Origin of the sequence: Caballeronia sp. LZ001 (assembly GCF_031450875.1) — a bacterium.
Classification (GTDB): domain Bacteria; phylum Pseudomonadota; class Gammaproteobacteria; order Burkholderiales; family Burkholderiaceae; genus Caballeronia.
Genome location: NZ_JARTVX010000004.1, coordinates 40,264 through 66,271, shown reverse-complemented (window position 1 = coordinate 66,271; position 26,008 = coordinate 40,264). Strand labels below are relative to the sequence as shown.

Here is a 26,008-nt window from a genome sequence, read left to right as displayed (position 1 = left end):
GGACCGTGTAGCGTAGTCGACAGTATCGCGCAGCGGGGCGCGGCTTGCGCCTCGGCCGAATGGCATAGGCCGCGCGCAGCGTTTCGATCCGTGCTAAAAAGCATCACGTCCGTATGGAAAAAAGCGAACGATTCAGCGTTTTCTTGCACGCGCCGCACGTTTGAAGGGGGCGACGAAGCCGAGCGCGCAGACGAAGAATGCGAACGCAAGCAAAGTTTCGAGCCAGGCGAGGCGCGCGGAGAGGCCGGTATCGGTCATGCCGCGCACGATGCCTTCGGCGAAGTAGAGCAAAACGAGCATCGAAGCCCATTGCAAGGTATAGACGTTGCGCTTGATGACACCGGGCAGCGCGCATGCAAGTGGCAGTGCTTTCAACGCGAGTGCCCATGCGCCGGGACGCAGCGGCGCGAGCCACAGCTCCCAGAGAAGCGAGAGCACGATGAGCGCGGCAAGACTCGTCAGCGCACCGATGGCAAGCGGCGCGTTCGTTCGCGGCTCGGTCAGCGAAGGTGCGGTCATGGCGGGCTTAAGCGGGTTCAAACGGACTTAAGCGGCCTTCGCGCCACGCACGAGGTCGAGCGCGGTGCGCGCGAGCCTTGCGCCGAGCGCGACGGCGAGCGCTTTCTCGTCGGCGGTGATGCCGTGCTGGCTGGCGTCGCCCGTGCGCGCATGATGCGATGCGCCGTAAGGCGTACCGCCGCTTTGCGTGGTAGTCAGGCGCGACTCGGTGTAAGGAATGCCGACGATCAGCATGCCGTGATGCAGGAGCGGCAGCATCATCGAGAGCAGCGTGGTTTCCTGGCCGCCGTGCAGGCTGCCGGTGGAGGTGAAGACACTCGCCGGCTTGCCCGCGAGCGCGCCGGACAGCCACTGCGGCGTGGTGCCGTCGAGGAAATATTTTAGCGGTGCGGCCATGTTGCCGAAGCGCGTGGGCGAACCGAGCGCAAGACCCGCGCATTCCTCCAGATCGCGCAGCTCGGCGTAAGGCGGGCCGTCGGCGGGAATGTCGGGCTGCGTGGCTTCGCAGACGGTGGAAACCGGCGGCACCGTGCGCACCCGCGCGGCCATGCCAGGAACGCTGTCGACGCCCTGGGCGATGGCGAGCGCAAGCTCGCGGGTCGCGCCGTGGCGGCTGTAGTAGAGCACGAGGATGTCGTTCATAAGGCTTTTTAGTGAACGGCTATTATAGGGATTAGCCTGTTTTTAGGGGCGCGCAGGGCAATAGCCTCACGCGGCCTCGCTTGGGAGAATGCGTTTGCGGCACGTTTTCATCGATCTCGCGGCAGTCAAGCGTCTCGCCGGTTTCGTCGCGCGGCGTCTTGGCGAGGATCGCGTCGCGCAGGTGGCGGGCAGTCTCACGTTCACGAGCGTACTGTCCGTCGTGCCGCTCGCAACCGTCGCGTTCGCGCTCTTCACCGCGTTTCCCATTTTCGGTTCGTTCCAGTCGTCGTTGCAGGACTTCCTTGCGGCGCATTTAATGCCGACGCAGATCAACACGCAGATCTTCAACTATCTGAACCAGTTTGCCGCGAAAGCGAAGGGCCTGACCACGGTCGGCCTCATTATCCTGTTCGTCACCTCGGTGATGACCATGATGACCATCGAATCGGCGCTCAACGTCATCTGGCGCGTGAAGAAGGCGCGCCCGTTCGCGCAACGCGTCATGGTCTATTGGGCCATCATCACACTCGGGCCTATTCTCTTCGGCTGCAGTCTGTCCATCTCGTCCTACGTGTTCGCGCATTCGATCGCGTTCGCGGGGTCGCACAATCTCATGCCGCCTATCGTCGAATGGGCGCTCACGGGCGTTTCGTTGCCGCTCACGGTGTTTGCCTTCACCATCATTTACGTGTTCATGCCGAACTGCAAGGTCGAATGGCGCGATGCCGTCATCGGCGGGCTGATTGCAGCGGTGGCGTTCGAACTGGGCAAGCGCGGCTTCGGCTACTACGTGCGGCGCATTCCCACTTACACCGCCGTGTATGGCGCGTTCGCCGCGCTGCCGGTGTTTCTACTGTGGGTTTATCTCTGCTGGATGATCGCGCTCGTCGGTGCAATGGTGACGTCCGCGTTGCCGGCCATTCGCATCGGGCAATATCATCGGCGCGAGTTTCCGGGCAGTGACTTGCTTTACGCGCTCGAAATACTCGCGCGACTCGTCGAATTGCGCGACGAAGGCAAGCCTGGCTACACGGCGATGGAACTCGCCAAGATGGCGCGTTGCGATCTGGATACCTCCACGCGCCTGATCACGCGGCTCGATGCGCTCGGCTGGATCGGCCGGCTCGAAGACTCGAAGATGCCGCGTTTCGTGTTGATCGCCAACCCGGCGCACATCACCATGACCTTGCTGTTCGACCAGTTCGTGATCGACCGGGAGGAACTGGATTATCAATTGCGTCTCGATGCCACGCATCTCGATCGCACGGCGCTGATGGAAGCGCTCGAAAACGACAGGCTCGAAGCCACGCTCAATTCACTCGTCGCGGCGCGCGCGGCGGCGCTCACAAACCCGCGCCTGCTCGAAACACCGCGTTCTTCCATGCCGCAGCAACCGGCCTGAGTGCGCGGTTCAAAGCGAGATCCTGCCGATGCAGATGTCCTTGAACATCACCCAGTCGCCCATCAGGCTATAGACCGGATGGCGAAAGGTGGCAGGGCGGTTCTTTTCGAAAAAGAAGTGGCCGATCCACGCAAAGCCGTAGCCGCAGATCACGGCGGCCGGCAGCCAGAGCCAGTCGCCGGTGGCGATGGCCATGGCAATGCAGCCAATCACGCCGAGTGAGCCTAAAAAGTGCAGCCTGCGCGATGTCAGATTGCGATGCTCGTCCAGATAGTACGGATAGAACTCGGCGAAGTTCGCGAAGTGTTCTCCGTGTGTCGTCTGCGCCATGATCGCCTCCCGGTCGATGCGGTGCCTTCCACCTGACGAAAGCGCCAGCAAGATTCATTCTGCGACGGCGCGCGTAGTGGTGCAAGCGATGCAAGGCTTTGACGCGCGAGGCTTTAACTTCTTGCAAACCACGCGCTCACCGGTTTTTCCATGCACTTCGGTGCCAAGACAAACGACGCGTCCGGTTACCCGGCTATGTGCGCAAAATCGTCACTCGGACCTAATGCACCTACCGCTTCCCCACACCCTTCGGCGCCAAGACGAACGACGCGTCCGGTTCCTCGGCCAACAGCGCAGAATCGTCAATCGGTTCGAAAGCGCTTACCGTTCCCCCACACACTTCAGCGCGAACGCAAACAACGTGTCCAGCACGGCATCCGGTTGCTCGGCCATCAGCGCATGACCGCCGTCCAATTCGACCGCGCTCACCGTTGCGCCCGCACGCTTCATCGCCTCGACGAGCGGGCGGGAGGCGCGCGGCGGCGTCATCACATCGCGCTTGCCGCTCAGTACGAGTACCGGACACTGCACCGTTGCAGCGCGTTCGAGCGCATCCGCGTAACCGTTGCACGCGCTGAAATCGGTGTGAAAAAGCTGCGCCTCGCCTTGAGCGCTGACGCGTTCCATCAGGCGCTGATTGACGCCTCGCAACCAGAATCCGGGCGCCGGAGCCGACGGTTTCGCGGCGATGGTCGAATGCGACCATTGGTTGACCATATCGATCGCTTCCGGCTCGTGTTCGCGCGCGGCATCGAGAAGCATGTCGGAGACGGCCATCGGTGCGGCCGTGCTGACGAGCGCCAGTCCATGCGCGCGGGCCGGATGGCGCGCGGCGGCATCGAGCGCGATCAGCGAACCCATGCTGTGCCCGACGAAAATGGCCTTGTCCGTATGGGCTGCATCGAGAAGGTGAATCGTCCAGTCGGCGAGCGCGGCGATGGTGCTCAACGCGGGCCCGGCGCTACGGCCATGCGCGGGCAGGTCGGGCGCGAGCACGCCGAAACCGTGATGCGCGAAGTAACGCGTCTGCAAGCCCCAAACGCTGTGATCGTGCTGCGCGCCGTGCAGGAAGACGATCGTTGGCCTGGCGGCATCGAACGGTTTGCCGCCGGTGTAGGCATAGGCCGGGCGCCCGGCGATATCGAACATCATGCGCGGCTCCCAAGCGGCGCGGCGCGCGAGCCTTCGCTGCTTTTGTCGCTCTCTGCGCTTTCGGCCGCCTTTTGCGCTGCCTTGAGCCCGCGTTTGAGATCGTCGATGAGATCGTCCGCATCTTCCAGTCCGATAGACAAACGAATACGTCCCGGACTGATGCCCGCCGCGGCGAGCGCCGCCGCGTCCATGCGAAAGTGCGTGGTCGAGGCGGGATGGATGACGAGCGAGCGCGCATCGCCGACATTGGCGAGATGCGAAAACAGCGTCAGCGACTCGATGAACTTGCGCGCCGCCGGCACGCCGCCACGCAGATCGAAGCTGAACACCGCGCCCGCACCGCGCGGCAGAAGCCTCTTGGCGAGCGCATGGTCGCGATGCGTCGGCAGTTCGGGATAAGCCACGCCTTCGACTGCCGGCGAACTCAGCAGGAATTCGATCACCTTGCGCGTATTAGCAACGTGCCTATCCATGCGTAACGGCAAGGTTTCGATGCCTTGAAGCAACTGCCACGCAGCCTGCGGATGCAGACACGCGCCGAAGTCGCGCAGCCCTTCGCGCCGCGCGCGCAACAGGAACGGCGCAACCGTGCTTTCCTCGGCGAAGACCATGCCATGAAAGCCGTCGTAAGGCTGGGTGAATTCGGGAAAGCGTCCGCTCGCCGCGAAGTCGAACGTGCCGCCATCCACCAGCACGCCGCCGATGGTCGTACCATGACCGCCCAAAAATTTGGTCGCGGAGTGGTAGACCAGGTCGGCGCCGTGTTCGAGCGGTCGCAGCAGGTAAGGCGTGGTGAAGGTGGAATCCACGAGCAGCGGCGCGCCGTGCTCATGCGCGATCTCCGCGACGCCCGCGATATCGAGCACGTCGAGTCCCGGATTGCCGAGCGTTTCGCCGAAGAAGAGGCGCGTTTCCGGACGCGCCGCTTGACGCCACGCATCGAGATCGTGCGGCGCGACGAAGGTGGTCTCTATCCCGAAGCGCCGCAGCGTGTAGTGCAGCAGATTGTGCGAGCCACCATACAGCGCGCTCGATGCCACGACGTGCGAGCCCGCGCCCATCAGTGTGGCGATGGCCAGATGCAGCGCCGCCTGGCCGCTCGCCGTGCCGATTGCACCCGCGCCGCCTTCCAGCGCCGCCACGCGTTCCTCGAAAACCGCCACCGTCGGGTTCGAGATGCGGGAATAGACATGCCCCGAGCGCTCCATGTTGAAGAGCGCGGCGGCGTGATCGGTATCGCGGAAAGTGAACGACGTGGTCTGGTAGATCGGCGTGGCGCGCGCCCCGGTCACGGGGTCGGGCGCGGCGCCCGCGTGCAGCGCGAGCGTGTCGAAGCGGTTGGCGGGCATGGTTGGCGGCCTGTGTGGAGCAGGTCAGGAAAATAGCGGTCGATCATCGTAACATCCGCCTCGCGCGGGAAAACTTAGGGCGAACACGCGCGCATCGAATGGGAGATCGGCCCGCAAAGCCTTATCCGAATGGCCAGACAAGGCTGCTTTGCTTTCTTTTTGCGGGCCTTTCCGATAGCATCGAAACATGGTTTCAAGAACGTTCGGCAATTGAACAGGCATTTCGCGAGGAGACAGTCATGCGAGTCAGCGACATTCTGAAAGTAAAGGGCAACGCGCTATTCACGGTCACGCCCGACACGCCGCTCGCCGAAGCAATCGACGCCATGGCGGCGCATGACATCGGCTCGCTCGTCGTCATGGAATATGGCGATCTGGCCGGCATGCTTACCTTCCGCGAAATCATCGTCACCTTGCGCGACAACGGCGGCAGCGTCGGCACAACGAGCATCCGCAAGATCATGGACGACCATCCGCTCACCTGCACGCCCGAAACGGACGTCAACGAAGTGCGGCGCATGATGCTCGAGCATCACGTGCGTTACTTGCCGGTCATGGAGAATCGCGCGCTGATGGGCGTGATCTCGTTTTATGATGTCGCGCGCGCGGTCGTCGAGGAACAAGGCTTCGAGAATCGCATGCTGAAAGCGTATATACGCGACTGGCCTGAGCAACAGGAAGAAGCGCGCTGAGCACCTGCCCGATCCAACGTTTCGACGCTTCGCGTGACACCCCATGGAAGCGCGCCCCGGTGGCGCGCTTTTTTTCGTCCGGCTCGAACGCCTTTGCAGGCTTCGAGCTTCTTTTCCCGTGACATCCGCATTCGATCGCGCGGCGCCATTCAAGCCCGGTTCGCGGTCAACTCCGGATCAATTTTTGTAGATAGCCATGAGTAGTGAAAATCCGTCGCGTGCCTCGTCGCGCGCATCCCGCGCCGCACGCCACGAAGAGAAAGGCCAGTTCGGTCTTTTGCGCGAACGCCGTTTCGCGCCGTTCTTCTGGACGCAATTTCTAGGCGCGATGAACGACAACGTCTTCAAGGTCGGCTTCACGTCGCTCGTCACGTTTCAGGCGGCGCGCTTTTCCGGCGTCGATCCGGGCACGGCCGCGTTCCTCATTTCGGCCATCTTCATCGTGCCGTTCGTGCTGTTCTCCGCGACCTCAGGCCAGATCGCCGACAAATACGACAAGGCCACGCTCGCGCGCCTGGTCAAGAGCTTCGAGATTCTCGTCATGTTGATCGGCGGCGCGGGCTTCGTGCTCCACAGCGCGCCGCTTTTATACGTCTGCACATTTCTGATGGGCGTGCACTCCACGGTGTTCGGGCCGGTGAAGTATGCGTATCTGCCGCAGCATCTGGAGGCTTCCGAACTCGTCGGCGGCAACGGGCTCGTGGAAATGGGCACATTCGTCGCGATTCTCATCGGCACGATCGTCGGCGGGGCGGCGGCGGGTGCGGTCGAACACGGGGCGATGGTGCTCGCGGCGGCGTGTCTCGCGTTCGCGATCATCGGGCGCGTCGTATCGAGCTTCATTCCGAAGTCCAAGGCGTCGCAGCCGGATTTGCGCATCAACTGGAATCCGGTCTCGGAGACGTGGCGCAATCTCAAGCTCGCGAAAGCCGACCGTACCGTGTTCTTGAGCCTGCTCGGCATTTCATGGCTGTGGTTCGTCGGCGCGACTTTTCTCACGTCGTTCTTCAACTTCGCGAAGGACGTGCTCTCCGCGAACCCCGATGTCGTGACCATTCTCCTCGCGACGTTTTCGCTCGGCATCGGCACGGGTTCGCTCTTGTGCGAGAAGCTGTCGAAGCGGCGCGTCGAGATCGGACTGGTGCCGCTCGGGTCCATCGGCATCAGCGTGTTCGCCATCGATCTGTTCTTTGCCAGTCATCGGATTGCGCCGGCGGGGCATCTGCTCGGCGTTGCGGAGTTTCTGCTCGCGTTGCCGCACTGGCGCATTCTCGCGGACCTCTTTCTCCTTGCCATGTTCGGCGGCTTCTACAGCGTGCCGCTCTACGCGCTGATCCAGGCGCGCAGCCAGCCGACGCATCGGGCGCGCATCATCGCCGCGAACAATATCCTGAACTCGTTCTTCATGATCGTCTCGGCGTTGATGGCGCTCGGGCTCACGGCGCTCGGCGTCGGCATTCCCGGGCTCTTTCTCGCGACCGCGCTGCTCAACGTGGTTGTCGCCGTGTACATCTATTCGCTCGTGCCGGAGTTTTTGCTGCGCTTCATGGCCTGGGTGCTGGTGCATACGTTCTACCGCATTCGTCTCGTGGATGCCGAGCGCATTCCATCGCGCGGCGCGGCGGTGCTGGTGTGCAATCACGTCAGTTTCGTCGATGCCATCGTCATCATGGCCGAAAGTCCGCGCCCGATCCGCTTCGTGATGGATCACCGCATCTTTCGCTCGCCGGTGATCGGCTGGCTGTTCCGCCATGTGAAGGCGATTCCGATCGCGCCCGCGCACGAAAACGCGGAATTGCTCGAACGCGCATACCAGAAATGCGCCGAAGCGCTCGAAGAGGGCGAGCTCGTGTGCATCTTTCCCGAAGGCAAACTCACGCGTACGGGCGAGATCAATCCGTTCAGGCACGGCGTTTCGCAGATCCTGCGGCGGCATCCGGCGCCGGTCGTGCCGGTCGCGCTGCGAGGCTTGTGGGGCAGCGTGTTTTCGCGTCATGAAGATGCGCGCTGGCCGCGGCCTATCCAACGCGGCGTCATGACCCGCCTGACGCTGGCGGTAGGCGAACCGATCGCGCCGGAAGAGGCGACGCCGGAACGTTTGCAGCAGATCGTGACGGCGTTGCGCGGGGCGCGGCGCTAGATGCCACTGGCATAATGTCGGTTTCCCCGGCACTTTTCTAAGGTCGACGCTCATGTCCGGCAATACCCTTGGCACGCTTTTCACCGTCACCAACTTCGGCGAGTCGCACGGACCGGCGATCGGCTGCGTGATCGACGGCTGCCCGCCCGGCATGGCCCTGACCGAGGCCGATATCCAGGTCGAACTGGACCGCCGCCGTCCCGGCACGTCGCGCCACGTGACGCAGCGCCAGGAAGCGGATCAGGTAGAGATTCTCTCGGGCGTGTTCGAAGGCGTGACCACCGGCACGCCCATCGCGCTGCTTATCCGCAATACGGATCAGCGCAGCAAGGACTACGGCAATATCGTCGAAACCTTCCGCCCCGGTCACGCCGATTACACCTACTGGCAGAAATACGGCGTGCGCGACTATCGCGGCGGTGGCCGTTCGTCGGCGCGTCTGACGGCGCCGACAGTCGCGGCAGGCGCGGTCGCGAAGAAATGGTTGCGCGAAAAGTTCGGCGTGGAAACGCGCGGCTACATGAGCGCGCTCGGCGAGATTCCCATTCCGTTCGTCGGTTGGGAACATGTGCGCGAGAATCCGTTCTTCGCGCCGAATGCCGACGTGGTGCCGCAGCTCGAAGCGTACATGGACAACTTGCGGCGCGACGGCGACTCGGTCGGCGCGCGCATCGAAGTGGTCGCGACCGGCGTGCCGGTCGGCTTGGGCGAGCCGCTTTACGATCGACTCGATGCCGACATCGCCAAGGCGATGATGGGCCTGAATGCAGCGAAGGGCGTCGAGATCGGCGCGGGCTTCGCGAGCGTGGCGCAACGCGGTTCGCAGCATGGCGACGAAATGACGCCCGAAGGTTTCGCGACCAACAATGCGGGCGGCATTCTCGGCGGCATTTCGAGCGGGCAGGACATCACCGTGTCGATTGCGATCAAGCCGACATCGAGCATTCGCACGGCGCGTCAGTCGATCGACAAATCGGGCGCGCCCGCGACTGTCGAGACCTTCGGCCGTCACGATCCGTGCGTGGGTATCCGCGCGACGCCTATCGCCGAGGCGCTGCTTGCGCTCGTGCTAATGGACCACGCGCTGAGGCATCGTGCGCAGAACGGCGATGTCGTCGTCGGCACACCGAAGATTGCGGCGCATACGCCGGCTAGTTGATCGCGCTTTGATTGCGCTTTTCTGAACGGCAGGCTTGCCCGCGACGGCGTTATCCTCGCCGATAAAAGCACGGCGCCGGTACAAGACCGGCGCCGTACGACAGCCGCGCCCACGCGCAGCCCACCATCTCACCCGATTACATATTCGGGTAATTCGGCCCGCCGCCGCCTTCAGGCGTCACCCACACGATGTTCTGCGTCGGGTCCTTGATATCGCACGTTTTGCAATGCACGCAGTTTTGCGCGTTGATCTGCAGACGTTCGCCGCCATCGTCCGTCTTCACGAACTCGTACACCGCTGCCGGGCAATAACGTCCTTCCGGACCTGCATAGGTCCGCAAATTCACGTTCACCGGCACGCTCGGGTCTTTCAGCGTCAGATGCGCCGGCTGATTCTCTTCGTGATTCGTGTTCGAAATGAACACCGACGAAAGTCTGTCGAACGTCAGCTTGCCATCCGGCTTCGGATAAACGATCGGCTTGCTCTGCGACGCGGGCTTCAGCATCTCGTGATCCCAATGCTGATGATGCAGCGTCCACGGCACGTTGCCGCCCATGACCTTCTGTTCCAGCCCGACCATGAACGTGCCGAGGTACAGGCCCTTGCTCATCCACTGCTTGAAATTGCGCGCGCGATGCAGTTCGGTCTTGAGCCAGGAAGTATCGAAGGCTTCTGGATACGCGCTCAACTCGTCGCTCTGACGGCCCGCCTGCACCGCGTCGAAGGCGGCTTCGGCGGCCATCTTGCCGGACTTGATCGCCGCGTGGCTGCCCTTGATGCGCGATGCGTTCAAAAAGCCCGCGTCGTCGCCGGCCAGCGCGCCGCCCGGAAACACGAGCTTTGGCAACGACATCAGGCCGCCCGCGGTAATGGCGCGCGCGCCGTAGGAAATGCGCTTGCCGCCTTCGAGGAACGGGCGAATGGCCGGATGCGTCTTGTAGCGCTGAAACTCTTCGAACGGCGAAAGGTACGGGTTTGAATAGCCGAGCCCGACCACGAAGCCCACCATCACCTGATTGTTGTCCATGTGATAAAGGAACGAGCCGCCGTACGTGTCGGGATCGAGCGGCCAGCCCGCCGTGTGGATAACGAGCCCCGGCTTGTGCTTGACGGGATCGATCTCCCACAATTCCTTGATGCCGATGCCATATACCTGCGGATCGGCATTCTGATTGAGCTTGAACTTGTCCATCAACTGACGGCCGAGATGCCCGCGCGCGCCTTCGCAGAAGAGCGTGTACTTCGCGTGCAATTCCATGCCGAGCTGGAAGTTCTCGGTCGGCTCGCCATCCTTGCCGATGCCCAGATTGCCGGTGACGACGCCTTTCACCGCGCCACTGTCGCTGTACAGCACTTCGGCGGCCGGAAAGCCCGGGAAGATCTCGACGCCCAGTTCCTCCGCCTGCGCGCCCAACCAGCGCGTGACGTTGGCGAGACTCACGACGTAGTTGCCGTGATTCTTGAAGTTGTCGGGAAGCAGCCAGTTCGGCACCTGCTTCGCGCTGTCCTGCGTGAGAAAGAGGAAGCGGTCTTCGGTCACTTCGACGTCGAGCGGTGCGTTTTTTTCCTTCCAGTCGGGGATGAGTTCGGACAGACCGCGCGGGTCCATGACCGCGCCCGACAAAATGTGCGCGCCGATCTCCGAACCTTTTTCCAGCACGCACACGCCGATTTCGACGCCTTTTTCTTGCGCAAGCTGCTTTAACCGGATAGCCGCTGACAAACCGGCTGGCCCGCCGCCGACGATGACGACGTCGTATTCCATCGATTCGCGGGGACCGTACTGCTCGATAAGGCTCGCCGGGGTCATCAATGCTCCTCTGTACCGTTAGAATGGCCTTTTAAGATCGCGTATTGTCAGCGAACGTCAGGCAGGCTGCAACCGACCTTGTCTGATCGAGTACGATCGTACTATTCTAGACGGCGCCGCGAAATCGGTGTCGATGCCACTAGCGGACTGGCGCATGCCGCGTGCCGCGTAAGGCCGAATCAACCGTAAAAGAAGGAAGCACAATGGGCCGTTCGATCAATCTGGAAGGCAAGGTCGCGCTGATTACCGGCGCGTCCAGTGGACTTGGAAAGCGTTTTGCGCAAGTACTGTCGCAAGCCGGCGCGAAAGTGGTGCTGGCGAGCCGCCGCACCGAGCGTCTCAAGGAATTGCGCGCGGAAATCGAGGCATCGGGTGGCGCGGCGCATGTCGTGTCGCTGGACGTGACCGACTATCAGAGCATCAAGTCCGCGGTCGCGCATGCGGAGACGGAAGCCGGTACCATCGACATCCTCGTGAATAATTCGGGTGTGTCGACCACGCAGAAGCTGACCGACGTCACGCCCTCCGACTACGAATACGTCTTCGGCACCAATGTGCGCGGCGCGTTTTTCGTGGCGCAAGAAGTAGCCAAGCGCATGATCATGCGCGGCAGCGGCGCGGCCAAGCCGGCGTATCGCATCATCAACGTGGCTTCGGTGGCGGGACTGCGCGTGTTTCCGCAGATCGGCCTCTACGCCATGAGCAAGGCGTCGGTCGTGCAGATGACCAAGGCCATGGCGCTCGAATGGGGCCGCCACGGCATCAATGTGAACGCCATCTGCCCGGGTTATATCGACACCGAAATCAATCACCATCACTGGAAAACCGAGCAAGGCCAGAAGCTCGTGTCGATGCTGCCGCGCCGCCGCGTGGGTTCGCCCGGCGACCTCGACGGCCTTCTGCTCTTGCTCGCCGCCGACGAATCGCAGTTCATGAACGGCGCGATCATCTCGGCGGACGACGGTTTTTCGCTCTGAGCGCGCGCGCTATCTTGACCAGGCAAACATGAGCAACAACCCTTTTCACACCGTCTTCGAACTTTCCATGCCTATCCGTTGGGGTGACATGGACGCCTTCGGGCACGTCAACAACACCGTCTACTTCCGCTACATGGAGCAGGTGCGAATTTCGTGGTTCGAAGAGCTCGGCATCGTCGGATCGAACGCCGAGGGACAAGGGCCGGTGATCGTCAATGCGTCGATGGAATTCCTGCAGCAACTGCATTATCCGGGCAACGTGATCGGCCGCATGTCGGTCGGCAAGCCTGGACGCAGCAGCTTGGAAACGCACTTCGAGCTGTATCGCGACGACGCGCCCGGTGAGCTCTTTGCAAAGGGCGCGGCCAAGATCGTGTGGGTGGACTACAAGGCGGGCAAGTCCGTGCCGCTGCCGGACTTGCTTCGTCAGATCATCGAGACGGCTGCGCCCGCACTATGAGCGTGCGCGCTCAGTTGCCGAGCAGGCGCTGCAGCAACTCCGTCGCGTTGCCCGTATCGTATTTGCGCATGAGCCGCGCGCGGTAGATATCGACCGTGCGCGGGCTAATGTCGAGCACGCGGCCAATTTGTTTGCTCGTCTTGCCGGTCACGAGTTGCGCGGCGATCTCCCTTTCGCGCGGCGTCAGTTCTATGGCCACACGCCGCGTCGCGCTCAAATCCTCGAAAGTCCAGACGCCCGCCGCATGCGGTGCGTCGCGTTCCAGCGCGCGGCCGGTGACGTGGCACCAGAACATTTCCCCATCCGAGCGCTTCATGATGCGATCGTCGCTGTAGGTGCCTTGCGTGCTGATATGCGCGGCAATACGCTCGCCGATGCGCGCAAACTCGTCCGGACTCGGATAAAGCACCTGAAACGACTCGCCAATGAGCGCCGCGCGCTCGAAGCCGAACATGGCGCAGACCTGCTCGTTGCAGTCCTCGATGATGCGCTCGCGCGAAAGCACGAGGCCAACGGGCGCGAGATGAAACGCGGTTTGGTAGTCCAGTTCAGGCATGAGGAAAAGGTGCGCCCGTGCTTCGCTCCCGGACGGAACCAAAGGGCGCGGGCAAAGACTTATGTATTTTTGCGTATTGTGCCGGATGGATCGCTAAGCGTAATCTTTGCCCAAGTCTAAACGCCGCCTTGCATGCCACGGCGGCCAAGAAAAGCCGGTTTTCAGTCAGGTTCACAAATGGAAGGGACAATCAGATGAACAAGGTCTATCCCAGCGCGAAGGCGGCGCTCGATGGCATCGTCAAGGACGGGCAGACATTCGCCGTCGGCGGTTTCGGGCTGTGCGGCATTCCCGAAGCGCTGATCGCGGCGTTGCGCGACTCGGGCGTGAAGGACATCACCTGCATCAGCAACAACGCGGGTGTCGACGGCTTCGGGCTCGGCCTCCTGCTCGAAACACGTCAGGTCAAGAAAATGATTTCGTCTTACGTGGGCGAAAACAAGGAATTCGAGCGGCAGTATCTGGCCGGCGAACTCGAACTCGAATTCACGCCGCAAGGCACGCTCGCCGAAAAACTGCGCGCGGGCGGCGCGGGCATCCCGGCGTTCTTCACGAACACGGGCTTCGGCACCGTGATCGCGGACGGCAAGGAAACGCGTCAGTTCGGCGAAAACCATTACGTGCTCGAGCATTCGCTGACAGCGGACGTCGGTATCGTGAAGGCATGGAAAGCCGACAAATCGGGCAATCTCATTTATCGCCGCACGGCGCGCAACTTCAATCCGATGTGCGCCATGGCCGGCAAGATCACCGTGGCCGAAGTGGAAGAGATCGTCGAAGTGGGCGAGCTCGACCCCGATCACATCCATACGCCGGGCATCTTCGTGCAGCGGCTCGTCCTGAATGCGCACCCTGAAAAGCGCATTGAGCAACGTATCGTCCGCGCGAAAGGAGAATGACCATGGCTTGGACTCGTGACCAGATGGCCGCGCGCGCGGCGAAGGAATTGCAGGACGGCTTCTATGTGAACCTCGGCATCGGCTTGCCGACGCTCGTTGCCAACCATGTGCCGGACGGCATGGAAGTATGGCTGCAATCGGAGAACGGCCTGCTCGGCATCGGCCCGTCGCCGACCGAAGAAGAAGTGGACGCCGATCTCATCAACGCCGGCAAGCAGACGGTGACCACGCTGCCGGGCTCGTCGATCTTTTCGTCGGCGGATTCATTCGCGATGATCCGCGGCGGCCACATCAACCTGGCGATTCTCGGCGCCATGCAGATCAGCAAGACGGGCGACCTCGCCAACTGGATGATTCCCGGCAAGATGATCAAGGGCATGGGCGGCGCGATGGACCTCGTAGCGGGCGTGAAGAAGGTCGTCGTGCTGATGGAACACGTCGCGAAGGGCGACCAGCACAAGATTCTCGAGGAATGCTCGCTGCCGCTGACGGGCGTGGGCGTGGTGGATCGCATCATCACGGACCTCGGCGTGATCGACGTGACCGAGAATGGTCTCAAGCTCGTCGAACTGGCCGATGGCGTCAGTGCCGAGGAGATTCAGCAAAAGACCGGCGCGCCGTTGGATGTCAGCGGCGTGAAGTAATCGGGTTGAAGTAAAGCGGCGTCTTTCGACGTGGAAAGGCGGGTGGGGCTGCGAGGCTTCGCCCGCTTTGTTTTTGATCACCGTGGTCAAGGGGTCGTCCGTTCGGCCGATGTTCAGTCGGTTTCGCGCGCGGCGCTTACAATCGATTCGACATCTTCCTGCGAGGAATACCCATGAGCACATCCATCGTCGTCGAAGCGCCGCATCCGGCGGCCGCCGTGCCGCGCCAGCGTTTCGTGCAGTGTGCGAGCCCGGCCGGTCTGCATCGCATGGCCTACACCGAATGGGGCGATCCCGCCAATCCGCGCGTGCTGATGTGCGTGCATGGCCTGACGCGCTCGGGCCGCGACTTCGACAAGGTGGCGCAGGCGCTCGCAAACGAGTATCGCGTGGTGTGTCCGGATGTCGTCGGGCGTGGTCTGTCGGACTGGCTCGCCGACCCGCGCCATTACGGCGTGCCGCAGTACGTCGCGGACATGGTGACGCTCATCGCGCGTCTGAACGTGGAAACGGTGGACTGGTTCGGCACCTCGATGGGCGGACTCATCGGCATGGCGCTCGGCGGCTTGCCGAATACGCCGATTCGCAAGATGCTCATCAACGACGTGGGACCGCATATCGAGCCCATCGCGCTCACGCGTATCGGGGAATATCTCGGCAAGCCCACGCGCTTCGCCTCGCTCGATGAAGGCGTGCGGCACGCCGCCGCGCTTGCGGCTTCGTTCGGTAATCTCACGGACGAGGAGTGGACAAGCATCAATACGCCGCTTCTGCACGAGAAGGACGGCGCGTGGCGCTTCCGCTACGACCCGGACATCGCGAAGCCCTTCAAGGCGTCGACGCCCGAACAGAACGCGGCGGGTGAAGCGTACTTGTGGCATGCGCTGGCCTCGTTCAAGACGCCGGTGCTCGTCGTGAGAGGAGAGCATTCGGACTTGCTGTCACGCGAGACGGTCAAGCGAATGGTGTCGAAAGGGCAGGCGGTCACGAGCGTCGAAGTGGCGGATACCGGACACGCGCCGGCCTTCCTCGCGGCGGACCAGATCGCCACCGCGCGCGCCTTCTTTCTCGGAAATGACGCGGGCGCGGCATAATATCGGGCTGAGCGCCTGGCGCTTTATCCCAATTTGCATCTTCATCGAACAGGAACGCATATGGCAGTTACTCGTCATCACGTCGGCGCACGGCTTTCGGAAATCGCCATCCACAACGGCACCGTGTATCTCGCGGGCCAGATCGCCGAGGACACCGACCAGGACATCACCGGCCAGACGCGCGAAGTGCTCGGCCATATCGACCGTCTGCTCGAAGAAGCGAACAGCGACAAGTCGCATCTGTTGTCGGTGCAAATCTACGTCTCCGACATGGTGCACTTCGCCGCGATGAACGCCGTGTGGGACTCGTGGGTCGCCGCGGGCAACACGCCGCCGCGCGCTACCGTCGAAGCGAAGCTCGCGAACCCCGCATGCCTGGTGGAAGTCGTCGTCGTGGCGGCGCAGCGCTAAGCAGGTTCGCCGAAGAGCAGTCATTCGCGCATGACCGAGTCCGCCGTTATCGCCGACACCTTGCCGGAGCCATCCATCGATGATGCGCTCGCGTTCATTCGCGAGCACGCGAAGGATGCGCGCGTCTCGACGGGCGAACTGCTCACCGAGCACGCGGAAGGCACGGCGCGCATCATGCAGACGCTCAACGTCGACGCTCACGCGATCGCCGCTGCGGCGCTCTTCGTGTTGACGCCGCATTTGGACGACCCGGAAAAGGTCATCGAGGAGCGCTTCGGCGCGGAAGTGCAGCGGCTCGTCGGCGATGTGCGCAAGCTCTTGCGTCTCGGCTCCGTCAGTTCGCGCGCCACGCTCGCGGACTTGCCCGAGAACACGCGCGACGCACAGGCCGCGCGGCGCGCGCAAGTCGAATCATTGCGCAAGATGTTGCTTGCTTTCGCGCAGGATATTCGCGTGGTGCTGATTCGCCTCGCCTCGCGCCTGCAAACCTTGCGCTATCACGCGGCCAACAAGATCGATCCCTCGCCCGATGTGCCGCGCGAGACCATGGAAATCTACGCGCCGCTCGCGAACCGTCTCGGCATCTGGCAACTCAAGTGGGAGCTCGAAGACCTGTCGTTCCGCTTCGAGGACCCGGTCACGTACAAGCGCATTGCGAAGTTGCTCGACGAGAAGCGCGTGGAGCGCCAGTCTTATGTCACGGACGCCATCGCGCGGCTGCAAACTGAACTCGATACCGCGCAGATCAAGGCCGAAGTCAGCGGCCGGCCAAAGCACATCTACAGCATCTGGAAAAAGATGCGCGGCAAGCATCTCGACTTCTCCGAACTGAACGATGTGCGCGCGTTTCGCGTGATCGTCGGGGACATCAAGGACTGCTATACCGTGCTCGGCATCGTGCACAACTTGTGGCAACCGGTGCCGCGCGAGTTCGACGACTACATCTCGCGGCCCAAGCCGAATGGCTACAAGTCGCTGCATACGGTCGTGATCGGCGACGACGGGCGCGCATTCGAAGTGCAGATCCGTACCTACGAGATGCATCAGTTCGCCGAGTATGGCGTGGCGGCGCACTGGCGCTACAAGGAAGCGGGCACGCGCGGCTACGCGGGCCAGGTCACGGCAAGCGAGAAGTACGACGAGAAAATCGCCTTTCTGCGCCAGTTGCTTGCCTGGAAGGACGATGTCGAAGGCGAGCAGCCCGGTTGGCAGCAGTTGCGCGACGCCACCCTCGACGACGACCACATCTATGTGCTGACGCCCCAGGCGCGCGTAATCGCGTTGCCGCACGGCGCGACAGCGGTCGACTTCGCGTATCACCTGCATAGCGAGCTTGGGCATCGCTGTCGCGGCGCACGTGTCGATGGCGTCATGGTGCCGCTCAACACGCCGCTGCAAAACGGGCAGACGGTCGAGATCGTCGCGGTGAAGGAGGGCGGCCCGTCGCGCGACTGGCTCAATCCGCAGCTCGGCTATCTGCACAGCCCGCGCGCGCGGCAGAAGGTGCGCGCGTGGTTCAACACGATCGATGCGGCGGAGAACATCGCGGAAGGTCGCGCGATCGTCGAAAAGACGCTGCAGCGCGAAGGGAAGACCTCGGTCAATCTCGATCAGCTCGCGAGCAAGCTCGGCTTCAAGGCGCCCGAGGATCTGTACTCGGTCGTCGGCAAGGACGAATTCAGCCTGCGCAATATCGAACAGGCCTTGAGCGATACGCCGCCCCCCGAGCCCGAACTCGAGACGCCCGAGCAGTTCGAAAAGCGCAGCAGCGGACAGAGCGTGGCGCTCGGGGCGTCGACGGGCGTGCTGGTCGTCGGCGTCGATGCGCTGCTCACGCAGCTCGCGCGTTGCTGCCGCCCGGCGCCGCCCGATCCTATCGCGGGGTTCGTCACGCGCGGCAAGGGCATGTCCATTCATCGTTCCGATTGCGCGACGTTCCAGCGCATGGCGCAGCGTTCGCCCGAGCGCGTGCTGCATACGACGTGGGCGGCGCAGGTGATGAACGGGCGCGGGTCGTCGGTGTATCCGGTGGATTTGTCGGTCGAGTCGGCGGATCGGCAGGGACTATTGCGCGACATCACTGAAGTCTTCGCGCGCGAGAAGATCAACGTGATAGGCGTGAAGACGCAAAGCCGGCGCAACGTGGCCTACATGCAGTTCACCGTGGAAGTGTCCAACGCGATGCAGATTCAACGTGCGTGCACCTTGCTCGGGGAAGTCGTGGGCGTGATCCGCGCGGCGCGCCGAGCCTGAACGCAAGCTACGGCCGGGAGCGTCACTGCGCGAAAAGTTGAACGGATCGACGAATAATTTTTCGATTCATCGCACAGATGCACTTGCCAAAAATCGAAACGCTCCATATAATCTCACTTCTTTCAGGCTCGTAGCTCAGCTGGTTAGAGCACCACCTTGACATGGTGGGGGTCGTTGGTTCGAGTCCAATCGAGCCTACCAACGAAAACGAAGCCTCGGTCCGCCGAGTCTTCAATCCGCAAGAAGCGCATTGCGCACAAGGCGAAAAAATATGGTACGTCGAACGTTGACCGAAACAACTTCGGAGCGACGCTAGTCGAGGACCTAATTCGCCTTCTGCCAATCTGTTTGCGGTATGTGTGAAAAGTGAATGCGGCCCCTCGATAGCGGGGCCGCATTTTTTTTGTCTCTCGGGTTTTGCACGGTATCGAGCGGCATGTTTTAGTCGAACTCGCCTGGCGTGAGCTGGCGTCTTGGAGAACGAAATGGTTTCGGTACGTTTGCCTGATGGGTCGGTCCGTCAATACGACCACCCGGTGACCGTCGCGGAAGTCGCGGCATCGATCGGCGCGGGTCTCGCCAAGGCCGCGCTTGCCGGCAAGCTCAACGGCGAGCTCGTCGACACGTCGTTTGTCATCGACCAGGATTCGTCGCTCGCCATCGTCACGGACAAAGACCCGGAAGGCGTCGATGTCGTTCGTCACTCTGCCGCGCACTTGCTGGCCTACGCGGTCAAGGACTTGTTCCCCGAGGCGCAGGTGACCATCGGACCGGTCATCGACAACGGCTTCTATTACGACTTCGCGTACAGCCGTCCCTTCACGCCCGAAGACCTCGAGAAGATCGAAAAGCGCATGCAGGACCTCGTCAAGAAAGACGAGCCCGTGTCGCGGCGCGTGGTGTCGCGCGACGAAGCGGTCGAGTACTTCAAGAGCATTGGCGAGAAGTACAAGGCGGAGATCATCGAATCGATCCCGGCTTCGGACGAAATCAAGCTCTATTCGCACGGCGGTTTCACCGACCTGTGCCGTGGTCCGCACGTGCCGTCCACCGGCAAACTGAAGGTTTTCAAGCTCATGAAGGTCGCGGGCGCGTACTGGCGCGGCGACTCGAAGAACGAGCAGTTGCAGCGTATCTACGGCACCGCCTGGACCAAGAAGGAAGACCAGGAAGCGTATCTCCACATGCTCGAAGAAGCGGAGAAGCGCGATCATCGCAAGCTCGGCAAGCAGCTCGACCTGTTCCATTTGCAGGACGAAGCGCCGGGCATGGTGTTCTGGCATCCGAAGGGCTGGTCGCTGTGGCAGCAGGTCGAGCAGTACATGCGCCGTCGGATCAATGAGGCCGGCTATCTCGAGATCAAGACCCCGATGGTCATGGACCGCTCGCTGTGGGAAGCGTCCGGTCATTGGCAGAACTATCGCGAGAACATGTTCACGACCGAGTCCGAGAAGCGCGACTACGCCATCAAGCCGATGAACTGCCCGGGCCACGTGCAGGTGTTCAATCACGGCCTTCGGTCGTATCGCGATCTGCCGCTGCGCTACGCGGAGTTCGGATCGTGCCATCGCAACGAGCCGTCGGGCGCGTTGCATGGTCTTATGCGCGTGCGCGGTTTCGTTCAGGACGACGCGCACATCTTCTGCACGGAAGATCAGTTCATCGCCGAATCGATCGCGTTCAATACGCTCGCGATGAGCGTGTACAAGGACTTCGGCTTCGATCACATCGACATCAAGTTGTCGCTGCGTCCGGAGCAGCGCGCCGGTACCGACGAAACCTGGGATCGCGCGGAGCAAGGCCTGCGTGACGCGCTCACCGCGTGCGGCCTGCAGTGGCAAGAACTCGCGGGCGAGGGCGCGTTTTATGGTCCGAAGATCGAGTACCACATCAAGGACGCGCTCGGCCGGTCCTGGCAATGCGGTACGCTGCAGCTCGACATGGTGTTGCCGGAGCGTCTCGGCGCGGAGTACGTCGGCGAGGACAACAGCCGTCGCCGTCCGGTCATGCTTCACCGCGCGATCGTCGGGTCGATGGAGCGTTTCCTCGGCATCCTGATCGAGCACCATGCCGGTGCAATGCCGCCGTGGCTCGCGCCTGTGCAGGCAGTCGTGCTGAATATTGCCGAAAGTCAGGCCGAATATGCGGCTTCTCTGGCCCAATCGTTGCAAAAACAAGGGCTTAGAGTTGAGAGCGATTTGCGCAATGAGAAGATTAGCTATAAAATACGCGAGCACACGCTGCAAAAGGTTCCGTATTTGCTGGTCGTCGGAGACAAAGAGCGTGATGCACAAACCGTAGCCGTGCGTGCTCGTGGCGGTGTCGATCTGGGCGTGATGCCGGTCGACGCATTCCTCGAACGTCTGCAGCAGGAAGTGCGGGCGTTCAAGTAAGTCACTCGCAGCGCGGCTTGTTTTTTCATATTTAGAGGAAACGTAACATCGCTACTGATAAGTCGTCACATCGCATCAACGGTGAAATCACTGCGCCGGAAGTGCGCTTGGTCGGAGTGGACAACGAGCCGCTCGGAATCGTGAAACTGGCCGAGGCTTTCCGTCAATCGGAACAGCTCGACGTGGATCTGGTCGAAATCGCGCCGCAGGCTTCACCGCCTGTCTGCCGTTTGATGGATTACGGCAAGTTCAAGTACTCGGAAGCGAAGAAGCAGCACGAGGCGAAGCTCAAGCAGAAGATCGTGCAGGTGAAGGAAGTCAAATTCCGCCCCGGCACGGACGACGGTGATTACAACGTCAAGCTGCGTAACCTCACGCGCTTCCTCGAAGACGGCGACAAGACGAAAATCACGTTGCGTTTCCGCGGGCGGGAAATGGCGCACCAGGAAATCGGCATGCGCATGCTCGAACGTCTGAAGACGGATCTGGACGAATACGGTCAGGTCGAGCAAATGCCGAAGATGGAAGGGCGTCAGATGATCATGGTGCTTGCCCCGAAGAAAAAGGGTAAGTAACGAGCGTCGTAAAGCGTTGGATCGCGCGCCGTTGAAAAGCGTGAGCGCGGCATCGCAGGTGGTTTCAGGGCTGGCGTCACTTTGGTGACGCCGCTCATGAAAAGCGGTAGCCACAAAAGGCTGTCCGCACATAAGTGGAGCGTGGGTTTCGAAGGGCGGCAAGGGGTCCGATGTTTGTTTGACGGATCATCCGCACACCCATGACCATCTAATAGACTGGAGTAGTTTCATGCCGAAGATGAAGACCAAGAAGAGTGCTGCAAAGCGCTTCGTGGTGCGTCCGGGCGGTACCGTCAAGCGCGGTCAGGCCTTCAAGCGCCACATTCTTACCAAGAAAACCACCAAGAACAAACGCCATTTGCGTGGCACGACGGCCGTTCATGAGTCAAATCTGAACTCCGTCCGCGCAATGTTGCCGTTCGCCTAACCCTTAACCGACACTCATAGGAGCGCAACATGCCTCGAGTAAAACGTGGGGTTACCGCACGGGCCCGTCACAAGAAGATCATCCGTCTGGCCAAGGGTTACCGCGGCCGTCGCAATAACGTCTATCGCATCGCCAAGCAAGCGGTCATGCGCGCAGGGCAATACGCCTATCGCGATCGCCGCAACAAGAAGCGTGTGTTCCGCGCATTGTGGATCACGCGTATCAACGCGGCGGTGCGTCAGCACGACATGACGTACAGCGTGTTCATCAACGGCCTGAAGAAGGCTTCGATCGAACTCGACCGTAAGGTGCTGGCCGACATGGCCGTGTTCGACAAGGCTGCTTTTGCTGCGATCGTGAATCAGGTGAAAGCCGCCGTTGCAGCCTAATTGCGAAATTAGTACTGCGTGGTTCGCCTGAGCGTCGTCCGGTTGTTCAGGGTGGCGCGAAGGTAGAAAACGGGGCTCTCACCGAGCCCCGTTTTTGTTGGTCGGACGGTTTTGCTTATCGCATGTGAGGCGTACGAACCAATCGTGCGCATAAGCCAAACTGTAATTCAGTTAGAACTTCGACGTTGAAAAGATGGGATCAATGGATCTGGACCAGATTGTCGCCGACGCAAAAAGCGCCTTTGAAGAAGCCTCCGACGCCGCCGCGCTCGAAAACGCGAAGGCCCGCTTTCTCGGCAAATCCGGCGCGCTGACCGAACTGCTGAAGGGTCTCGGCAAGCTCGATCCGGAGGCGAAGAAGACCGAAGGCGCGCGTATCAACGTGGCCAAGCAGCAAGTCGAAGCGGCGCTCAACGCGCGTCGTCAGGCGCTGGCCGACGCGCTCCTCAACCAGCGGCTCGCTGCCGAAGCTATCGACGTTACCTTGCCCGGACGCGGCGCGAGCACGGGCACGCTGCATCCGGTCATGCGCACGTGGGAGCGCGTGGAGCGCATCTTCGGCACGATCGGCTTCGATGTCGCGGACGGTCCCGAGATCGAAACCGACTGGTACAACTTCACGGCGCTCAATAGTCCTGAGAACCATCCGGCGCGCTCGATGCAGGACACCTTCTACGTCGACGGTAAAGATGCCGAAGGCCGCCCGCTGTTGCTGCGCACGCACACGAGCCCGATGCAAGTGCGCTACGCGCGCATGAACAAGCCGCCGATCAAGGTGATCGTGCCGGGCCGCACGTATCGCGTGGACAGCGACGCCACGCATTCGCCCATGTTCAACCAGGTCGAAGGCCTGTGGATCGAAGAGAACATCAGCTTTGCGGACCTGAAGGGCGTCTATACCGATTTCCTCAAGAAGTTTTTCGAGCGCGACGACATTCTCGTGCGCTTCCGCCCGTCGTATTTTCCGTTCACGGAGCCGTCGGCCGAGATCGACATGATGTTCGAACACGGCAAGAACGCGGGCAAGTGGCTGGAAATCTCCGGCTCGGGTCAAGTACATCCAACCGTCATCCGCAACATGGGCCTCGACCCGGAGCGCTATATCGGTTTTGCGTTCGGTAGCGGCCTCGAGCGTCTCGCCATGCTGCGTTACGGCGTGCAGGACTTGCGTCTGTTCTTCGAGAACGACCTGCGTTTTCTGCGCCAGTTCGCTTAAACGCCGCACGGCCCGCGGAGCCCGGTTTGGCAACAGCAACCGGGCGAGAGACACCACCTCATTCGAACGTAGACACACATGCAATTCCCAGAATCCTGGCTCCGAAGCTTCGTCGATCCCGCACTCACGACCGACGAACTTGCGCACGCACTCACGATGGCCGGTCTCGAAGTCGAAGACCTGCGGCCGGTTGCGCCGCCGACCAAGAAGATCGTCGTCGGACAAGTGCTGGAAGTGGCGAAGCATCCGGACGCCGACAAGCTCAACGTCTGTCAGGTCGATGCCGGCACGGGCGAGCAGTTGAGCATCGTGTGCGGCGCGCCGAACGTGACGCCCGGCATCAAGGTGCCAGTCGCGCTGGTCGGCGCGGAGTTGCCGCCTGCCGAAGCCGGTGGCGCGCCTTTCGCGATCAAGCTCTCGAAGCTGCGCGGTGTCGAAAGCCAGGGCATGCTGTGCTCGGCGCGCGAACTGAAGCTCTCGGAAGACCATAGCGGCTTGCTGATCCTTCCGGCCGATACGCCGATCGGACAAGACATTCGCGAAGCGCTCAATCTCGACGACACCGTCTTCGAGATCAAGCTCACGCCGAACAAGGCGGACTGCCTTTCGGTTTTTGGCGTCGCGCGCGAAACCGCCGCGATCACGGGCGCGACGTTGAAGTCGCTCGACATGCCGCCGGTCGAGGTCAAGCTCGACGAAAAGCTGCCAGTGAAGATCCTCGCGCCGGATCTGTGCGGCCGCTTTTCAGGTCGCGTGATTCGCGGTGTGAACGCGCGCGCGAAGACGCCGCAATGGATGGTCGAGCGCCTCGAACGCGCCGGTCAACGCAGCATCTCGGCGCTCGTCGATATCTCGAATTTCGTGATGCTTGAACTCGGCCGTCCCTCGCACGTGTTCGATCTCGACAAGATTCACGGCGGTATTGAAGTGCGTTGGGGCAAGAAGGGCGAATCGCTCAAGCTGCTCAACGGCAACACTGTGGAACTGGATGAAACCGTCGGCGTGATCGCGGACGGCGCGCAGGTCGAAAGTCTCGCGGGCATCATGGGCGGCGACAGCACGGCTGTCACGCTCGATACCACCAACATCTATCTCGAAGCCGCCTTCTGGTGGCCGGACGCCATTCGCGGCCGTGCGCGCAAATACAACTTTTCGACGGACGCCGCGCATCGCTTCGAACGCGGTGTCGATTACTCGACCACTGTCGAGCATATCGAACGCATTTCGCGACTGATCCTCGACATCTGCGGCGGCGAGGCCGGCCCGGTGGACGATCAGACCGTCAACGTGCCCGAGCGTCATCCGGTGACCATGCGCGTGTCGCGCGCGCACCGCATTATCGGCGTGGACATTAGCGTGGACGAGATCGCACAGATTTTCACGCGTCTGAATCTCGCTTTCGAGCGCGACGGCGATACCTTCAGCGTGACGCCGCCGGCTTATCGCTTCGATATCGAGATCGAGGAGGATCTGATCGAGGAAGTCGCGCGCATCTACGGTTTCGAGAAAATTCCCGCGCGCCCGCCGGTTGCTGCCAGCGAAATGCGGCGCACGAACGAAACGAAGCGCTCAATCCACACATTGCGTCATGCCGTGGCCGCGCGCGACTATTCGGAGACCGTGAACTTCAGTTTCGTCGATGCCGACTGGGAGAAGGATTTCGCCGGCAACGACAATCCGGTGAAGCTCATCAATCCGATCGCGAGTCAGCTTTCGGTCATGCGCACGACGCTGTTCGGCAGTCTGATCGACGTGCTGCGCTACAACCTCAACCGGCGCGCGGACCGTATTCGCTTGTTCGAAGCAGGGCGTGTGTTTTTGCGCGATGCATCGGTTACGGCGGGCGAATTGGCTGTCGAAGGTTTCGCGCAACCGAAGATGATCGGCGGTCTCGCCTACGGTCCCGCGCTCGACGAGCAATGGGGCGCGCCGTCGCGCAGCGTCGACTTCTTCGACGTGAAGAGCGACGTCGAAGCGCTGTTTGCTCCCGTCGTGCCGCGCTTCGTGAAGGCGGAGCATCCGGCGCTGCATCCGGGACGCAGCGCGCGTGTCGAAGTGGCGGGCCGGGCGGTGGGCTGGATCGGAGAACTGCATCCGCGCTGGCAGCAAAAGTACGACCTGCCGCATGCGCCGATCCTCTTCGAAATCGAAGCGGACGCGTTGATGGATCGCGCGCTGCCGGCGCCTTCGGAAGTGTCGAAATTCCCGCCCGTGCGGCGTGATATCGCCGTCGTCGTGGATCAGAAAGTACCGCTCCAGGCGTTGCTCGACGAGCTTGAAAATGCCCGTTCCGAACCTGCCTGCAAGCACGTCACAAGGGTTGCGCTTTTCGACGAATTTCGTCCAAAATCAAATACTTCCGGTGGGTTGGCGGAGCACGAGAAAAGTCTTGCCTTCCGTGTTACGTTGCAAGATACTGGCGGCACGCTTCAGGATGAAACGGTCGATACGGCCATCAAAACGCTGGTGGATCGCCTGGCTCGAGTACACGGCGCGCGGTTGCGCGGATAGCCTGCGGT

The 26,008-nt window shown here is 61.8% G+C and carries 24 protein-coding genes and 1 tRNA gene; 18 read left to right on the top strand and 7 right to left on the bottom strand.

The genetic code is table 11. From position 1 onward, the window contains the following. Positions 1–132: 132 nt before the first annotated feature. Complete coding sequence (locus tag P9292_RS10490; RefSeq protein WP_250464400.1) at positions 133–519, bottom strand: DUF2069 domain-containing protein; 387 nt, start codon at positions 517–519, stop codon at positions 133–135. A gap of 27 nt (positions 520–546) precedes the next feature. After that, positions 547–1,161 (bottom strand): NAD(P)H:quinone oxidoreductase, encoded by a 615-nt coding sequence (wrbA, locus tag P9292_RS10485; protein ID WP_244827682.1) that lies wholly within the window; start codon positions 1,159–1,161, stop codon positions 547–549. Between the two features lie 94 nt (positions 1,162–1,255). Here wrbA and P9292_RS10480 point away from each other — a divergent pair, with 94 nt between their 5' ends. After that, positions 1,256–2,563, top strand: a complete 1,308-nt coding sequence (locus P9292_RS10480; protein ID WP_409015154.1) for a YihY family inner membrane protein — start codon at positions 1,256–1,258, stop codon at positions 2,561–2,563. 9 nt (positions 2,564–2,572) lie between these two features. On the opposite strand, the gene P9292_RS10475 is transcribed toward P9292_RS10480, so the two are convergent. The 3 genes from P9292_RS10475 to P9292_RS10465 form a co-directional block, all read right to left on the bottom strand. Beyond that, positions 2,573–2,893, bottom strand: coding sequence for an Mpo1-like protein (locus tag P9292_RS10475; protein ID WP_244827684.1), 321 nt, complete (start codon positions 2,891–2,893; stop codon positions 2,573–2,575). A gap of 321 nt (positions 2,894–3,214) precedes the next feature. Continuing rightward, positions 3,215–4,045 carry an alpha/beta hydrolase gene (locus P9292_RS10470; RefSeq protein ID WP_309958792.1) on the bottom strand — a complete coding sequence of 277 codons (831 nt, stop codon included), beginning with the start codon at positions 4,043–4,045 and terminating at the stop codon, positions 3,215–3,217. Continuing rightward, a complete protein-coding gene (locus P9292_RS10465; RefSeq protein ID WP_309958791.1) occupies positions 4,042–5,394 on the bottom strand; it encodes an O-acetylhomoserine aminocarboxypropyltransferase in 1,353 nt (450 codons plus the stop codon). Before P9292_RS10465 ends, P9292_RS10470 begins: the two co-directional genes overlap by 4 nt. Before the next feature lie 239 nt (positions 5,395–5,633). On the opposite strand from P9292_RS10465, the gene P9292_RS10460 reads away from it, so the two are divergent. From P9292_RS10460 to aroC, 3 genes are all read left to right on the top strand, one after another. Next, on the top strand, positions 5,634–6,086 hold the full coding sequence (locus P9292_RS10460; protein WP_244827687.1) for a CBS domain-containing protein: 453 nt from the start codon (positions 5,634–5,636) through the stop codon (positions 6,084–6,086). Between the two features lie 196 nt (positions 6,087–6,282). Continuing rightward, a complete protein-coding gene (locus P9292_RS10455; RefSeq protein WP_309958790.1) occupies positions 6,283–8,226 on the top strand; it encodes an MFS transporter in 1,944 nt (647 codons plus the stop codon). A 52-nt stretch (positions 8,227–8,278) separates the two neighbouring features. Continuing rightward, entirely contained in the window at positions 8,279–9,385 is a 1,107-nt protein-coding gene (aroC, locus tag P9292_RS10450; protein ID WP_309958789.1) for a chorismate synthase, read from the top strand. A gap of 136 nt (positions 9,386–9,521) precedes the next feature. Here the strand turns inward: aroC and P9292_RS10445 are convergent, their stop codons facing one another. Further along, positions 9,522–11,195, bottom strand: a complete 1,674-nt coding sequence (locus tag P9292_RS10445; RefSeq protein WP_250464410.1) for an electron transfer flavoprotein-ubiquinone oxidoreductase — start codon at positions 11,193–11,195, stop codon at positions 9,522–9,524. A 203-nt stretch (positions 11,196–11,398) separates the two neighbouring features. On the opposite strand from P9292_RS10445, the gene P9292_RS10440 reads away from it, so the two are divergent. Together P9292_RS10440 and P9292_RS10435 are read left to right on the top strand one after the other, a co-directional pair. Next, positions 11,399–12,172 (top strand): SDR family oxidoreductase, encoded by a 774-nt coding sequence (locus P9292_RS10440; protein ID WP_309958788.1) that lies wholly within the window; start codon positions 11,399–11,401, stop codon positions 12,170–12,172. 28 nt (positions 12,173–12,200) lie between these two features. After that, a complete protein-coding gene (locus P9292_RS10435) occupies positions 12,201–12,632 on the top strand; it encodes a thioesterase family protein (RefSeq protein WP_250464412.1) in 432 nt (143 codons plus the stop codon). A gap of 10 nt (positions 12,633–12,642) precedes the next feature. Here the strand turns inward: P9292_RS10435 and P9292_RS10430 are convergent, their stop codons facing one another. Continuing rightward, positions 12,643–13,188, bottom strand: a complete 546-nt coding sequence (locus P9292_RS10430) for a LuxR C-terminal-related transcriptional regulator (protein WP_250464414.1) — start codon at positions 13,186–13,188, stop codon at positions 12,643–12,645. 194 nt (positions 13,189–13,382) lie between these two features. Between P9292_RS10430 and P9292_RS10425 the strand changes: the two genes are divergently transcribed. From P9292_RS10425 to pheT, 12 genes are all read left to right on the top strand, one after another. Beyond that, positions 13,383–14,087 (top strand): CoA transferase subunit A, encoded by a 705-nt coding sequence (locus P9292_RS10425; RefSeq protein WP_244827694.1) that lies wholly within the window; start codon positions 13,383–13,385, stop codon positions 14,085–14,087. Positions 14,088–14,089: 2 nt separating this feature from the next. Continuing rightward, positions 14,090–14,731: a CoA transferase subunit B gene (locus P9292_RS10420; RefSeq protein WP_244827695.1), complete on the top strand. Its 642-nt coding sequence runs from the start codon at positions 14,090–14,092 to the stop codon at positions 14,729–14,731. Positions 14,732–14,904: 173 nt separating this feature from the next. After that, positions 14,905–15,825 carry an alpha/beta hydrolase gene (locus P9292_RS10415; RefSeq protein ID WP_309958787.1) on the top strand — a complete coding sequence of 307 codons (921 nt, stop codon included), beginning with the start codon at positions 14,905–14,907 and terminating at the stop codon, positions 15,823–15,825. Positions 15,826–15,885: 60 nt separating this feature from the next. Continuing rightward, complete coding sequence (locus P9292_RS10410; protein ID WP_244827697.1) at positions 15,886–16,236, top strand: RidA family protein; 351 nt, start codon at positions 15,886–15,888, stop codon at positions 16,234–16,236. Between the two features lie 30 nt (positions 16,237–16,266). Continuing rightward, entirely contained in the window at positions 16,267–18,489 is a 2,223-nt protein-coding gene (locus P9292_RS10405) for a bifunctional (p)ppGpp synthetase/guanosine-3',5'-bis(diphosphate) 3'-pyrophosphohydrolase (RefSeq protein ID WP_309958786.1), read from the top strand. A 124-nt stretch (positions 18,490–18,613) separates the two neighbouring features. After that, positions 18,614–18,690 (top strand) — tRNA-Val (locus tag P9292_RS10400). A gap of 284 nt (positions 18,691–18,974) precedes the next feature. Continuing rightward, on the top strand, positions 18,975–20,882 hold the full coding sequence (thrS, locus tag P9292_RS10395; protein ID WP_244827699.1) for a threonine--tRNA ligase: 1,908 nt from the start codon (positions 18,975–18,977) through the stop codon (positions 20,880–20,882). 47 nt (positions 20,883–20,929) lie between these two features. Beyond that, complete coding sequence (infC, locus tag P9292_RS10390; protein WP_074168877.1) at positions 20,930–21,457, top strand: translation initiation factor IF-3; 528 nt, start codon at positions 20,930–20,932, stop codon at positions 21,455–21,457. A gap of 229 nt (positions 21,458–21,686) precedes the next feature. Beyond that, a complete protein-coding gene (gene rpmI, locus P9292_RS10385; RefSeq protein ID WP_244827700.1) occupies positions 21,687–21,884 on the top strand; it encodes a 50S ribosomal protein L35 in 198 nt (65 codons plus the stop codon). Positions 21,885–21,913: 29 nt separating this feature from the next. Beyond that, positions 21,914–22,273: a 50S ribosomal protein L20 gene (gene rplT / locus P9292_RS10380; RefSeq protein ID WP_050454097.1), complete on the top strand. Its 360-nt coding sequence runs from the start codon at positions 21,914–21,916 to the stop codon at positions 22,271–22,273. Between the two features lie 202 nt (positions 22,274–22,475). After that, a complete protein-coding gene (gene pheS / locus P9292_RS10375; protein ID WP_244827701.1) occupies positions 22,476–23,489 on the top strand; it encodes a phenylalanine--tRNA ligase subunit alpha in 1,014 nt (337 codons plus the stop codon). Between the two features lie 78 nt (positions 23,490–23,567). Then, a complete protein-coding gene (gene pheT, locus P9292_RS10370; RefSeq protein WP_309958785.1) occupies positions 23,568–26,000 on the top strand; it encodes a phenylalanine--tRNA ligase subunit beta in 2,433 nt (810 codons plus the stop codon). Positions 26,001–26,008 lie beyond the last annotated feature (8 nt).